This is a genomic window from Psychromonas algicola (genome assembly GCF_004378355.1).
GTDB lineage: Bacteria > Pseudomonadota > Gammaproteobacteria > Enterobacterales > Psychromonadaceae > Psychromonas.
Map to the genome: position 1 here is coordinate 136,886 of NZ_SNUB01000003.1, position 13,313 is coordinate 150,198.

At 35.1% G+C, this 13,313-nt stretch carries 13 protein-coding genes; 10 read left to right on the top strand and 3 right to left on the bottom strand.

What is annotated here, in order from left to right; genetic code table 11:
• Positions 1-41 precede the first annotated feature (41 nt).
• Positions 42-641, bottom strand: a complete 600-nt coding sequence (locus tag E2R67_RS02620) for a hypothetical protein (protein WP_134289382.1) — start codon at positions 639-641, stop codon at positions 42-44.
• Between the two features lie 270 nt (positions 642-911).
• Here E2R67_RS02620 and E2R67_RS02625 point away from each other — a divergent pair, with 270 nt between their 5' ends.
• The 5 genes from E2R67_RS02625 (at position 912) to E2R67_RS02645 (ending at position 6,002) form a co-directional block, all read left to right on the top strand.
• Positions 912-1,505 (top strand): imm11 family protein, encoded by a 594-nt coding sequence (locus tag E2R67_RS02625; RefSeq protein WP_134289383.1) that lies wholly within the window; start codon positions 912-914, stop codon positions 1,503-1,505.
• Positions 1,506-1,611: 106 nt separating this feature from the next.
• Positions 1,612-2,202 carry an imm11 family protein gene (locus E2R67_RS02630; RefSeq protein WP_134289384.1) on the top strand — a complete coding sequence of 197 codons (591 nt, stop codon included), beginning with the start codon at positions 1,612-1,614 and terminating at the stop codon, positions 2,200-2,202.
• A 138-nt stretch (positions 2,203-2,340) separates the two neighbouring features.
• On the top strand, positions 2,341-2,658 hold the full coding sequence (locus E2R67_RS02635; protein ID WP_134289385.1) for a hypothetical protein: 318 nt from the start codon (positions 2,341-2,343) through the stop codon (positions 2,656-2,658).
• Between the two features lie 314 nt (positions 2,659-2,972).
• Positions 2,973-3,527, top strand: coding sequence for an imm11 family protein (locus E2R67_RS02640; protein ID WP_134289386.1), 555 nt, complete (start codon positions 2,973-2,975; stop codon positions 3,525-3,527).
• A gap of 498 nt (positions 3,528-4,025) precedes the next feature.
• Positions 4,026-6,002, top strand: a complete 1,977-nt coding sequence (locus E2R67_RS02645; protein WP_134289387.1) for a DNA topoisomerase III — start codon at positions 4,026-4,028, stop codon at positions 6,000-6,002.
• 164 nt (positions 6,003-6,166) lie between these two features.
• Here the strand turns inward: E2R67_RS02645 and ylqF are convergent, their stop codons facing one another.
• The gene (gene ylqF / locus E2R67_RS02650) at positions 6,167-7,117 is read right to left on the bottom strand and encodes a ribosome biogenesis GTPase YlqF (protein WP_134289388.1); all 951 of its coding nucleotides are present in this window, start codon (positions 7,115-7,117) and stop codon (positions 6,167-6,169) included.
• A 606-nt stretch (positions 7,118-7,723) separates the two neighbouring features.
• Between ylqF and E2R67_RS02655 the strand changes: the two genes are divergently transcribed.
• The 5 genes from E2R67_RS02655 (at position 7,724) to E2R67_RS02680 (ending at position 11,407) form a co-directional block, all read left to right on the top strand.
• Positions 7,724-8,482: a hypothetical protein gene (locus E2R67_RS02655; RefSeq protein ID WP_134289389.1), complete on the top strand. Its 759-nt coding sequence runs from the start codon at positions 7,724-7,726 to the stop codon at positions 8,480-8,482.
• Between the two features lie 339 nt (positions 8,483-8,821).
• Positions 8,822-9,259 (top strand): hypothetical protein, encoded by a 438-nt coding sequence (locus tag E2R67_RS02660; protein WP_134289390.1) that lies wholly within the window; start codon positions 8,822-8,824, stop codon positions 9,257-9,259.
• A gap of 256 nt (positions 9,260-9,515) precedes the next feature.
• A complete protein-coding gene (locus E2R67_RS02665; RefSeq protein WP_134289391.1) occupies positions 9,516-9,839 on the top strand; it encodes a hypothetical protein in 324 nt (107 codons plus the stop codon).
• Positions 9,840-10,097: 258 nt separating this feature from the next.
• Positions 10,098-10,685, top strand: a complete 588-nt coding sequence (locus E2R67_RS02675; protein WP_134289392.1) for a hypothetical protein — start codon at positions 10,098-10,100, stop codon at positions 10,683-10,685.
• A gap of 284 nt (positions 10,686-10,969) precedes the next feature.
• Positions 10,970-11,407 carry a hypothetical protein gene (locus E2R67_RS02680; RefSeq protein WP_134289393.1) on the top strand — a complete coding sequence of 146 codons (438 nt, stop codon included), beginning with the start codon at positions 10,970-10,972 and terminating at the stop codon, positions 11,405-11,407.
• Between the two features lie 514 nt (positions 11,408-11,921).
• On the opposite strand, the gene E2R67_RS02690 is transcribed toward E2R67_RS02680, so the two are convergent.
• Positions 11,922-12,965, bottom strand: a complete 1,044-nt coding sequence (locus E2R67_RS02690; protein WP_134289394.1) for a polysaccharide lyase family 7 protein — start codon at positions 12,963-12,965, stop codon at positions 11,922-11,924.
• Positions 12,966-13,313: the final 348 nt, after the last annotated feature.

Sequence of the window (13,313 nt, forward strand, 5' to 3'; positions counted from 1 at the left end):
TCCTTTATATAGTCACGACTTAACAAAAATTTCAGCTTCGCTTAAATCTCGTCACTATCAAAAGCTTCATTTTGTTTATTAAATGCATCGGAGGCACTGTCTGAACTATCGATATCAAACTTCTTAAACATTTCTTCCATTTTATTACTGTTTTCTTGCCAGATTTTTTCGCTCGACTCTTCAATCACTTCCCATGTTTCAGCTGTTTTCTCTTTGCTTTTTCCCCAAAGCGCTTGGCTCTCTTTTTTACTTTCTTGCCATAATTCTTGACCTGATTCTTTACTTTCTTCCCAAAGTTTTTTACTTGTTTCCTTGCTTTTTTCGAAGGCTTTTTTGCTTGTATCTTTACTTAAAATCCAAACGTCTTCTCCTGCCACTTTACTTTTTACCCAGATTTCTTTGCCTGCTTCTTTAACATCATCCCATGATTTTTTAGTTTCACCATTTTCAGCCGTTTTACTTTCTATAGCATTACTTTCTAAAGCTTTGGAATCATCAACGACAGCTGTTTGCTTTGTTACGTTTTCTGACTCCACTGGTGTTGTTTCATTTTCTGGATCGCCATAACAGCCTGAAATAAACAGGGCTGAGGCAAGGCATAAAGTCGTGATTATATTTTTAGCTATATTGGCAGAAGTCATTTTTATTTCTATCTTTTATTTAAGTAAATAGTCTGATTTAAAGTTTGAATCCAACTCGATTGTAAGAGGAACTGTTTATTAGTCAAACATTAGTCTCTTTAGTTGCAATAAATTAAAAGGCATAGGATGGAACAATGGGACTTTTAAATCCAGCTTGGGTACAATCTGTCATCGCAAAAGTAGAAAAAGTAAACTGTCACTCACCCGTGAAGATAAATAAGCCTTAGGTGATAAAGGCAAATATGACTCATTGCAGTTGGAGAATTTCAAATGAAATATTGGGTTTTTAAAATCTCGGCGCCTGAAGGTGGTGCTTATCTTTCAAGAGTGCCAAGTAAGGGGCCTGAATCTTATCGATACAAAAAAGGTGAAAGCCTTATTCAAGAATTTAAAAAACATGAAAGTTTGGGGATGTACTTTGATCCGGATTATCCAGACGATACGGAGTTGTTTGATTTTGTAGACAATATCAATGACTTGATCATAGCTAACCAAAAAATACGTGATGTTTTTGTTGCTTTAGATTTTCCAAATATTGAGTTTTTACCCATCTGGTTGTATGACCACCAAGATCAAGTTGCGTCAAAAGAATATGCGATTGTGAACGTCTTGGGTAGCGTGGATTGTATTGATATGGAAAAGTCTACGATCAGGATGAATTCTTTAATAAAAGATCAAGTTAGTCGAATTAAAAATTTAGTGCTTGATTACGATAAAATCCCCGAAGATGCGAGCATTTTTCGCGCAACGACTAAATTAAATGAAATCTTTGTTCGTGATGATGTGAAAAACGAGATGGAGTCTGCGGGGTTGGAAGGATGTGTATTTATTGAAGCCGATGGCTGGAATGGTCTGGTTTTTTAATTGGTGTTTAATACAAGTTGAGAACATCCATTAGTTATTTGAAATAAAATCAAATGGTTAAGGCTTAAAGTAATTGGGTATCATGTAATTAATAATAGGTGGTTTTATGAAATACTGGGTATTTAAATCTGATTTTGGTGGTGATGGTGTTTATTTGTCGTCTCTTCCTGGTGAGGGACCTGAAGATTATGAGTATTCTGATGGTATTGTTTTGGCCGATAGGCATCCTAATGGGAAAGCATCTGCAATGTATTATGATCCGAGTTATCCTGAACGCACCAAACTTTTTGATTTTATAGATAATTTGGATGGTGTGTTAATTGCGAATCAAAAAGTTGTTAATCTTTTAAAAGATTTTGGTGTTGATAATGTTGAATATCTCCCTGTTTGGCTAATGGATCATCAGGATAGTCTGGTATCAAAAGATTATTTTATTTTGAATGTCTTGGGTGGTGTTGAGATTATTGATATGGAAGCCTCTACCTATAGAATGGGTGTTTTAATCGAAGATCAAGTGGATCGTATTAAAAATCTTGTTGTTAGTTATGAAAATATTCCGAAAAATGCTCATTTGTTTAGAGCTTCTAAAAAGACAAATGCATTTTTTATTAGTGACGATCTTAAACAAGCTTTTGAGCAAAATAAGGTTAAAGGCTATCGGGCTATTGCAGCTGATGGGTGGAATGGTCGAGGTTAATTTGTAAATCGTGAATAGGTTGCGGAGATGCGGTTTATGAAATACTGGGTGTTTAAATCTGATTTTAATGAAGAGGGCGTATATTTATCATCCCTTCATGGAGAGGGGCCGAAGGATTATGAGTATTCTAAGGGGATAATGCTTTCTGATAGGTACCCTAAGGGGGATGCGTCGTCAATGTATTACGATCCTGCTTATCCCGAAAGAATTAAACTCAAGGATATTATTGATAACCTAGATGATGTATTGATTGCAAACCAAAAGGTTAAAACATTATTGTCTGAATTCGGTGTTAAAAATATAGAATATCTGCCAATTCTATTAAAGGATCATCAAGATAAACTGGTTTCTGAAGATTATTCCATTCTAAATGTATTAGGTGGTGTGGGTATAGTCTATATGGAAGCGTCTGAATATCGGATGGACGTATTATTAAAACTCAAATTAGCTGGATAATCAGTCTTACTGTGGATTATCAAAATATTCCTGAAGGTGCTCACCTATTTAGAGCCTCTATGAAATTGGATGAGTTTTTTATTAGCGATGAACTTAAGAAAGCTTTCGAAAAAAATAATATTACCGGATATAGCGTCATGGCTGCAGATGGTTGGGATGATTAGCATTTTTAATTGGTGTTTAAAAAGCATCTGACTATGGAGCTAGAATGTAATTATAGCTCGAACTATTTTTATCAATGAACATATTATTTTATGATTGATGGCTAAGCTTTGTAACCCTTATCGTTAGTGTTTTTTAATAGGAATTAAATAATGTACTTTACCCTAGTGAATGATATTTTAAGTCATTCACAAATCAAATTTAAAGAACCAGATAGCCTTCCCGTTGAATTGGATTTTATGGGAGGAGAAACGATTAGTTTAGATATTGAACTGCCGATGGTTTTTTCCACTAACGCAAAATCCGGGGATAAGCTTCCAGACTTTAAAAAAGGAAGTTTTACTATAATGTCTCAGCGTTTTATCGACTTACTCCAGTCTGCTGGCGTCGATAACTTACAAATATTTCCGATCATTATTAAAAGTGAAGTCGATGGCACCGTTTGGGATGGATATTTTGGGGTTAATATTCTAGGAGTGATCGAGTGTGCGGATTTAAATAATTCAACTTACGATGAAATTATGCCTGAACATTATATTTTTGATGAGTTGGCTATTCACGCTGAAAAAGCACAAGGCAAGTTGTTGTTCCGTTTAAAACAACACCTGCCGACTATTATTATGCACAGAAGTGTAGGCCGATACATTAAGGATTCTGATCCAGAAAAAACCTTGTTAGGCTGGACTGTTAAAAAGATTATTCAGTAAGCGTATTCATTCAGAATTTACACTGTTTGAGAGCATAAAGCGTAAGCGGCAAAGCAATTACGACGCCGCATAACTACATTCTAAATCATTAACATGCTCTTCATTAATCTATTAGAATAAACAGCATTCATAAAGTTGGTATATATTCCATTTCTGGATAAGGTATAGAACGATGAGCTAAAGTACTTCAAGCAGATGCCTCGTTATTTTCCTTTATGGGTATGCTCATTTCTTAGGTTTTTATTGAAATTAAAATAAAAGTACCATTTATCTCCTTTCGTTTTATTGCTGAAACTTCACTTTCTCTGCTTATTGAATCGCTTTTATTTAAATAAAAACGATTCAATTCGATGATAAGTGGAACCATTTGTTAGCCAAATATTAGTCACAGATAAACATCTAGTTGTAAATAAAAACATCTAAAACTTGAATTATTGATGTTTATAAAATACTGTTCATAAAGACAGTGTTTAAAATGTAAAAAGATGCGAGATAACCGTGAAATTATATATTGCTGAAAAACCAAGTTTAGGACGTGCCGTTGCCGATGCATTACCTAAACCACATCGTAAAGCCGATGGCTGTATTTATGCAGGAAATGGTGATGTGGTCAGTTGGTGTATCGGGCATTTATTAACACAGGTTGATCCTGAAGCTTATGATCCTAGTTTTAAACAATGGAAGTTTGAACACTTACCGATTATTCCTGAAAAATGGAAACTAAAATCTGTTGCACAAACTAGCAAACAATTAAGCATTTTAAAAAAACTAATCAAACAAGCGGATCGGCTTGTTCACGTTGGCGATCCAGATCGTGAAGGGCAGCTGCTGGTGGACGAAGTGATCCATTTCAGTGGCGTTAAAGGTAACAAGTTAAAACAAGTGCAGCGTTGTTTAATCAGTGATTTAACCGTTAATGCGGTTAAACGTTCTATCGGCCAATTACGCTCAAATCAAGATTTTATTCCGCTTTCAACCTCTGCCTTAGCGCGTACACGAGCAGATTGGTTATATGGTTTGAACCTAACGCGTGCTTATACATTACTTGCACAGAAATCAGGTTATCAAGGCGTTATATCAGTAGGGCGAGTGCAAACACCATTATTAGGTTTGGTCGCAAGGCGTGATAAAGAAATTAACGCCTTTGTCAGTAAACCTTTTTATGAAGTGTTGGCGCATTGCAAAGTGAATAACAATGCCAATGAAATGCCCTTTACTGCGAAATGGCAACCTAGCGAAGCATGCGAACCTTATCAAGACGAAGAAGGGCGAGTATTAGTTAAAGCCTTAGCGGAAAATGTAGCAAACCGTATTACCAATCAGCCTGCAACCGTTAAAAGCTTTACTAATAAAAACAAAAAACAAATTGCGCCTTTGCCTTATAACTTATCAGGGTTACAAATCGATGCCGCGAAACGTTTTGGTTATAGCGCACAACAAGTATTAGATGCCGCACAAGCACTTTATGAACGTCATAAACTCATTACTTATCCGCGCTCTGATTCGCGTTATTTACCGCGTAATCATCACCAACAAGCAAAATATGTTACGCAAGCCATCGCTAACAACGAGCCTATGATGAAACAAGCTGTGCAAGACGCTAATTTATCAATCCGAGGTCGAGCATGGAATGACAGCAAAGTGGACGCTCACCACGCTATTATTCCAACGGACACCAACAAATCCACAAGCTCATTAGATCTGGTTTCAAAGAATATTTATCAGTTGATTGCTCGTCAGTATCTTTGTCAGTTTTACGATGATTATTGTTATGCGGAATGCATTGCTGAAATCGAAATAAACAAAGGCTTATTTATTAGTAAAGCTAAGTCTAAGCAAAGCGATGGCTGGAAAATACTCTTCCCACAAAAGGAAACGGAAAGCTTTTTACCGCCACTTAAAAAAGGCCAAGTGATTCATTGTGAACGTGGTGAAGTAGTAGATAAAAATACGCAACCGCCAGCACATTTTACCGATGCAACCTTACTTGCCGCGATGAGTAATATCGCGCGTTTTGTACAAGATCCTGAATTGAAAAAAGTGCTTAAAGAAACCGATGGGTTAGGAACGGAAGCAACACGAGCAGGCATTATCGAATTGTTATTTAAACGCCAATTTTTGCAACGTGTTGGCAAAACCATTCAAGCAACGGAAGTGGGAAGTAAGTTAATTGAAAGCTTGCCCGACAGCTTAACGTTGCCAGATATGACCGCTTTATGGGAAATGCAATTAAACGCAATCAGCCAAAAAGAACAAAGTTACCAAGGGTTTGTTGCACCATTACAAGAACGTTTGCGCGGAATCATTAATAAAGCGATAGAAGATGGACCGCAAGCCTTAGTGAATTTACCTGCCGGAAAATCGCCTTTTAAAAAGTCGTCATTCAAAAAATCATATAGTAAAAAAGGGACGGCTTCTAAAAAGGCAAGTACTTACAAGAAAGCGGGGACTTACAAAAAATCCGTGAAGAAGTAATTAATCATGCGTTAAGCCGTTAACGATAAACAATCACTAAGTATGAATTCCCACGGAGGACCATGGGAACTAGATCGAAGCTAAAAAACAACACTAACAAGCATGATCACAAAGCAAAATATAGCATAACATTTTGCTTAAAGACTTGGTCTTACGTTGAACATTTAGTGCTTGTTTTTATTTTTCTTGTAACGTTTACGTCGCGCTGCTTTCACTTCAATTTTATTTAAACGTTGCGCTTCTATGAGTGCTGCGGCTTCTACTTTCTCAACGGCTGCCATCTCTGGTGTTTCAATACTTAATGGACCTAACGCACCTGAGCGTAATTCATTGAGTAAAATAGTCGATACTTTATAAATATCAAAATGACCACCTGCACGTAACGCGCCACGACGTTTAGCAATTAATTCCATTAATTCATGGTCAGAGGTTGGCGTTTCTTCAAACTCATAACGTGCTTGTAAGCGTGGTAAATAATGTTTAATCAAATAATCTGCAGCGTAATAGGCAATATCTTCATACTCAATCGCCGTATCTTTGATCGCGCCTGTCACCGCTAAACGGTAACCTGAGTGGGCGTTTTCAATCTTAGGCCATAAAAATCCCGGTGTATCAGATAACATAATGCCACTCGGTAAACGGATACGTTGTTGGTTTTTAGTCACCGCTGGCTCATTACCTGTTTTAGCGATAATACGATCCGCTAAAATGTTGATAATAGTCGATTTACCTACATTCGGAATCCCCATGATCATCGCGCGGATCTGTTTATCTTGTCCTAATCGGTTAGGTAACATTTTTTCACAAAGCTTAGTAATTTGATGTACTTGCTCTGGCTTGCTTGTCGTGATCGCCAAGGCTTTCATATCTTGCTCTTGCTCAAAATAATCAATCCATAATTTAGTGATGTCTGGATCCGCTAAATCAGATTTATTAAGCACTTTAATACAAGGTGTTTTTTCACGAATAGCGGCGATCAGTGGATTTTCACTACTGTAAGGAATACGCGCATCGACAACTTCAATGATGATATCAACCTGTGGTAACACTTCTAATATTTGTTTATGGGCTTTGTGCATGTGACCGGGAAACCACTGGATATTCGCTTTACTCATTTTATTGCCTTTAATTTTTTACTTTGATGACTGTGAGCAGTCTTATGCGCGGTATTTTAACTGATGATGAAGGAGATAGACATTAATGTTTTTAAGGTGTTTACCTTGAATGTTAGCTCGTCTGCGCTCGTTGGGGCTGTTTGGTATTTATTAGCTTTGGTTTCGCCCTGTCGGCGATACCCTTTCTTTTGCCAGAAAAGAAAGGGTACAAAGAAACTGGCCACCGAATCGCTTTCTGATCCAAAAAATGCAGAACTTTCTTAACGCACCAGTTCATACGACACGTCCGTGTGTCGGATGAACTTACAGCAAACGTCCTGTTTGCTGTTGCTGAAAGTTATCCATTATTTGGGAAAGCTCAACGGCGGGGATATCGTAGCCGTATTGAGTGTTGTTTAATTCCATATTTCTGTCGTAAATACGGAATCTTTTCGTTTATCTACATGATAAAGGTTTTATCTTTTTCTTTAATTAATTGATTTAATGTTTTATTACGCTATCGTAAGGTAAATTTTTTAAAATTAAACTATTTCGCCTTTCCACCGTAAATGCGGAATAAATCGGCTTAGTTAGGCTGTTAGTTACTAGTGAGATATTTGAGACTACATGATAAATCCTTGGGTTAGATATGACGATGTTGAAGAAAAAAGAGATGGATATTATGTCTCGTATAGCCCTGTCTTTACCGATCAAGAATTTGCGATAGTAAAGGTCTATATTTACGACTCAAATCTATCGAGTAAGATCAAAAATATTGCAGAGTCAGAGTTAAAATATTGGGCTTTGAAATACCCGACTCCCATCATGTTAATGATTGATAATAAAACGGATGAAGAGTGGCGTACGAAAGATAAATTAGGTCATAATTTTTTGCTTGGCTATCCAAAGCTTGAAAAAGTAATCTTACATTGGGATAAATACCCTGAAAGTGAAGAACCTGATATAGATCTTTCAAAAGAGAGCTTAGCTAAGATTTACTCAGGGTTAAATTTTTCCACATACGAAGAGGTTGTAGCTAAACAAAAAACAGAGGCTAGAGGCAGAAAGCTGCTGTTACTCATTTTAACATTATGGGTTTGTGTTATACCTGCATTAATAGCATTTCTTGGTTGGTCTAATCCTATTGTTTCATTATTAGCGCTTGCATACAGTTGGTATGTTGCATTTAGTAAAGCACTAGAACTTTGGGGTCGTAAGAAAAAATCAGAAAAAGAATTAGCTAAAGACAAAGAGGAATTAGCTAAAAATCATCACCACTATCATTGCCAGCTTAACCCTGAAGCGTTTCTTAGGTTAAAAAATGAAAATTTCAAAAAAGAGCGCTTGGAAAAAGAAAAACTTAAAATCGACAGTATGCGCAATTAACAAGCTGTTAAACAATGCAAGTTGTGGACACCCGTTAGTTGGTTACAATAAAATCAAACAAGTAAGTTGTGGATACCCAATCATTTAACTAAATAATATCGCAAATAAGTTGTGAGTTCTCATTTGTTTTTTGATAATAAAATCATGTGGTTAAGGTTTTAAGTGATTGGTGTCCTGTAATTATTTATAACAATCGCAAGCACGCTCGCCCGCAAGCGTAAATTAACGGCTATCCAAGTTTGTTATGGAAAAACAGCGAGAAAAAGCTCGACTTGAAGCAAGTGCATATGAAAAAATTGTTGCATTTTTTAGTGTAAATAAATTTAAGGAATAAAATATTTGATTCAAAAAAAACCAATACATTCGGCAATGGCTACACTCAATTTATTAACTGGTCTAATTTTCTTTTTTGGCATTTTTTGTGCCTATGTATTTTTCACGAGTAATGGAGGAAGAAGTATGGCTATAGCAGCTATAGCTGTTATTGGATTAATATCATTAGCCACTTTACCATTGTTCCTTCATGGCCTCTTATTCCGAATACATTTGAATAGTTTTTATAAAATGAATGAAGTGTTGACGCTAATTATGATTGCAGAATTGTTGTTTATCTATTTTAGTACGCAGGGATTTTTCGATATTTTCTATAATAATGACCCTTATGAATTGTCTGAGTTTATTGTTTTTTTGCTGATGCTATCTTACTTAATCGTTCAATTTTTTATTTTCTCTGGCGTATTAAAGTCTTCTATCGGATCAGTTTTTAAGTCAAAATAATTATATTATTTATATCTCAATAAGTAAGTCGTGGATACCTATTAGTTCATTGCAATAAAATCAGGTGGTTAAGGTTTAAAGTGATTGGGTGTTCTGTAACTATTATTTGTAACTATTTAATTTTTTTAGATCCTTTTATGGGTTCCAAATGCATTACTCAATACATTAAAATTGGTTAGAATGCATTACAGGTGCTCGATTTTTAGTTATTTTTTGCTGTAGGAGTCATTCTACAGCCTCATTAGGTTTACACTGTATGACTTGCCAATATTTAAAATTAAGCGACGATTTTATATGGATAAATATCGATCAACAGTTCTCTGAAGAAAAGTTTTTAAGTGTTTTAGAAAGACATTCAGAGCTCAAAATTCTAGATAAAAAAACAACTTATAGCGCAATTGGCCCCTTGGAGCTGGAACGTGAAATTTCGACCAATCTTGGGGTAATAAATATAAAAAGTGTGTTTGAAGGATATGAAGAGGACTGTGGAACAAGCATTTCGTCTACCAGTAAAACGCTAATGGCTAATGTTTTTTCAGCTTTGGATAAATCAGATACTATTGTTGAAGGTCAAACCTAACAAATAAAAAGTTGCTGGCACCCATTTATTGTTCATCAAAATATAGAGGGTGATATTTTCTTCCCTCAAATTCCCAAAATAATTACTGTAATGTATTTGAACAGCACTTCACCTCAAACCTAGATTACACTTATCGTATTTGGCAGAAATTGGACTGAAGGAAATAGATTCATTTACTTTAAAGAAGATTGTTAACACTTAAACCTTGAATTCATTAATTTCTGCGTTTTTTAATTTTTAATAGGCTACTGACTGTACATGGAATTCCTTTACGTTCTTATCATTGTTTTATCGCCTGTCTTGCCATGGGTTTTTCTTTTTTTACTTGTTCGATATTTTTATAAAAAAGTACCTAGACCATATCTTTTGCCAATGGGGTTCTTTCTCGTTATTTCCCTTATCTATATTTATGAGCTGTACCATAAAGAATTGCTTTTTGAGTCAGTGCCTTATGGATTAATACCTGAAAAAATTATTTACAGCAATGAGGATTATAGTGGCTTTACTCCAAGTGGAAGAGAGTCTGGTGTTAGAATATTTCGAATTGCTGAAATGACAAAAGACGGGAAGTCACTTGAAACGTTAGCTGAAACTTTTTCTAAAACCCCTGTTATAGAAACCGCTGATTGGGGGCTACAGATGGGAGACTGGGTACCAAGTAATACTGAGCTTGATATTGACGATTTTATATGTAGATATGCTTTTTGTCTTGACCTTAGGCCTGATGTATTAAAATTGTTGAATGAAATGATTAATGAACCTGGTCATTTTTATTCTCTTGGCCGATATTCTTTAGTTATTTTAAGTCCGAGTAAAAAGTTATTTATCTATGTTTATGCTGATTAATAAATGGAAGTTTTTATATCTAAACCTTGAACGTATCAATATCAAAGGGTAATTAAACTTTTCCATAAAAATAATGACGGTTAATTTTACATTTTGCCAATAACTTCACAACGGGAAATTCCTCTTAATTATAAAATAATTAATTCTGGTATATCTTTTTCCAGATTAAATATTACGTAGGTTTTATTCTGTTCGCTTTATAGAAATAACCGCAGGCAATGTTATTTTCTATTTTAAAAACTTTAACTTAAACCTACTACCTCAAAACAACATGGATGTATGAAATGAAAACACCTTTATTTTTTATTACTGTTTTAACGCTAGTTTTCAGTTCTGTAGTGAGCGCTAAAAGTATTGATTCATTAGCTGAGTATGAAACCGACCTAGTCGCTTGTTTAAGTACAGCTAAAGCTAGTAAAGTATGTTTGACAAAGCTTAGTGGAGAATACTTTTATACTGAGGGGACGCTTGAAAAGGGTATCGATACTATCGTTAATAGCTATTTAACTTGGATTGGTGAAAATAGTGTTTTTCATGTTTATAAAGTGAATGATATTCATAAAGGGGACTTTCAGGTTAAGCAGGATTTTATAGTTGAAAATACTAAAGGTAATCTTTTTGTTGTTAGTATTTCTTATAGGAAGAAGTTAGGCATGTGGCAGCTCAATAACATTACTGTTTCAAGTAAAAAGAATAAAATTTCAGAAATTTTAAGTCTTTAAATTAAGTTTTATTGTTTTTAAATCCTATGAATATTCAGGAATATATTTTATGTTTTTAGTTTAATGAGGCTTTAAAGTGGAAATAAAACCAATACATAAAGCTAGTTGCCATTGTTGCTTCATTTTATTAGGAAATTTAAGGGTAATGAAGTGTGAATATAGCCTGTCGTTGTATTAATTTAATACGATGACAGCGAAGCGTTATTTCTGTGGAACCTGTGGTATTTATACATATCACCAAAGACGTTCTAAGCCTCACCAGTTTACAATCAATGTTGCTTGTTTATATGGAGGTAATGCCTGTGAACTTGAACCCGTAAAATTTATGATAGAACACATCATCTCAAATACACTATAAAGCTATAACAATATCATTGTCGTTTACGAATAAAATGAAGTGTATTTAGTGATAAATGTAATTGGTAGAAAGAAGTGTTTGATTGGAGATGATGGTTTTTTATCAGCATGCTAATAAAAAACCATCCTAGACAATAAGCTTAAAAAATTAGGCTTATTATTTACTTAACTCTAAAGCTGAGAACGTTGCGCTGTTGTAGTCGCCATTAGCTTTATCTGTTTTAAAGTCGCCTGTACCTGCACAACCAGGACCCCAAACTGGGTGCGCTTCTTGAACACTACATTGGCCGTATACACCTGCTTTGTAGTAGAAAGAGTCTTGTGCGTAACCTGTTGCAGAATCTTTAGCATCAACCCCTTTGCTTAAGTCTATTTCATACTTAACCGTATCGTGTTTTGCTGTTTCAAATGTTAGTGACATGATTGTGCCTTTAACATCTACTTTGTAACTAAACTCTTCACCTAGTGCAATACCTGCGTTACCTGGTTCATTTGGGTTTTCCCAAGTGTTTCCCCATACTGGATAAGCAATATCTGCACGGTTTGGATCTTTCTTTTCTAAGTTACGTTCGTATGTCCAAAAAACTGATCCCATTTTATGCTCTGGGAATTTTTTGTAGAAGATTTTAAGTGGCTCGTTACCGTGGCCATAACCTGTTTTTGCTTTAATTTGTGCTTTATCTTTATCTGCATGAATTTGACCTACCACGACAGAATGCGCTGGGAATTTTTCTGGGTATTTTGCATGTTCAGAAACATGGTTCACTTTTAATGTTGCTGATAATACGCCACCGACGCTACCATATTGGTCTGCATCTGGATGGCTTGCAAGTACCCAGTTATTTTTAGGTGCGTGTGTATCAATAGAGAAGTCTGCACCACGTAACATTTGACGTAATTCAGAGCGTGCATTTTTTGAGTTTTTAGTTGTGATCGCTTTGTTTTGTACTTCAAAAACCATGTTGCCATCTTTATCTACATGAAAAAAATCTTCATGCGAATAGCTCATCATTGCTACGCCTTCGATTTCATCAACACGTCCATCTTGGTTGATATCGGCAGGAATGGTGATTTTCCAGTTCTTCATATCAAATTTATCAGCAGGAACAGGATATGAAACGCCATTATTAGCCACATCTGCTAACACAGTTAATGGTAGGGACAATAATAGTGAACTGGTGATGATATTTAACTTTTTCATTTTTACCTCTTATGTAATATTTGTCTTATTGTCAGACAAACTAATTGTTCGACATAATAGGGATACAATCATTTAAAGGAATGCAATAAAAGGCAATTTGTTTGTTTGATCACAATTCAAAATCTAATTTTATTAGCTAGATCATATATTTAGACTTCTTGATTTTTATTAACCAAGTCATTGAAAAGTAAAGTTCTAAGCGTTTTTAAATGATTTTAAAAGAATAGGAAATAGGGAGGGGGAGGTTTAACTAAGCTTTCTTTATTGATTTGAAAGGACTAAATGAATACAAGATAGTGCATAGATATTTAATTAACCTTATTTTTTTAATGAAAAACAAGAGTTTTT

Coding starts and splice junctions, on each gene's coding strand:
- E2R67_RS02620 (WP_134289382.1), bottom strand. CDS start 641: ATGACTTCTGCCAATATAGCTAAAAATATAATCACGACTTTATGCCTT.
- E2R67_RS02625 (WP_134289383.1), top strand. CDS start 912: ATGAAATATTGGGTTTTTAAAATCTCGGCGCCTGAAGGTGGTGCTTAT.
- E2R67_RS02630 (WP_134289384.1), top strand. CDS start 1,612: ATGAAATACTGGGTATTTAAATCTGATTTTGGTGGTGATGGTGTTTAT.
- E2R67_RS02635 (WP_134289385.1), top strand. CDS start 2,341: ATGCTTTCTGATAGGTACCCTAAGGGGGATGCGTCGTCAATGTATTAC.
- E2R67_RS02640 (WP_134289386.1), top strand. CDS start 2,973: ATGTACTTTACCCTAGTGAATGATATTTTAAGTCATTCACAAATCAAA.
- ylqF (WP_134289388.1), bottom strand. CDS start 7,117: ATGAGTAAAGCGAATATCCAGTGGTTTCCCGGTCACATGCACAAAGCC.
- E2R67_RS02655 (WP_134289389.1), top strand. CDS start 7,724: ATGATAAATCCTTGGGTTAGATATGACGATGTTGAAGAAAAAAGAGAT.
- E2R67_RS02665 (WP_134289391.1), top strand. CDS start 9,516: ATGACTTGCCAATATTTAAAATTAAGCGACGATTTTATATGGATAAAT.
- E2R67_RS02675 (WP_134289392.1), top strand. CDS start 10,098: ATGGAATTCCTTTACGTTCTTATCATTGTTTTATCGCCTGTCTTGCCA.
- E2R67_RS02680 (WP_134289393.1), top strand. CDS start 10,970: ATGAAAACACCTTTATTTTTTATTACTGTTTTAACGCTAGTTTTCAGT.
- E2R67_RS02690 (WP_134289394.1), bottom strand. CDS start 12,965: ATGAAAAAGTTAAATATCATCACCAGTTCACTATTATTGTCCCTACCA.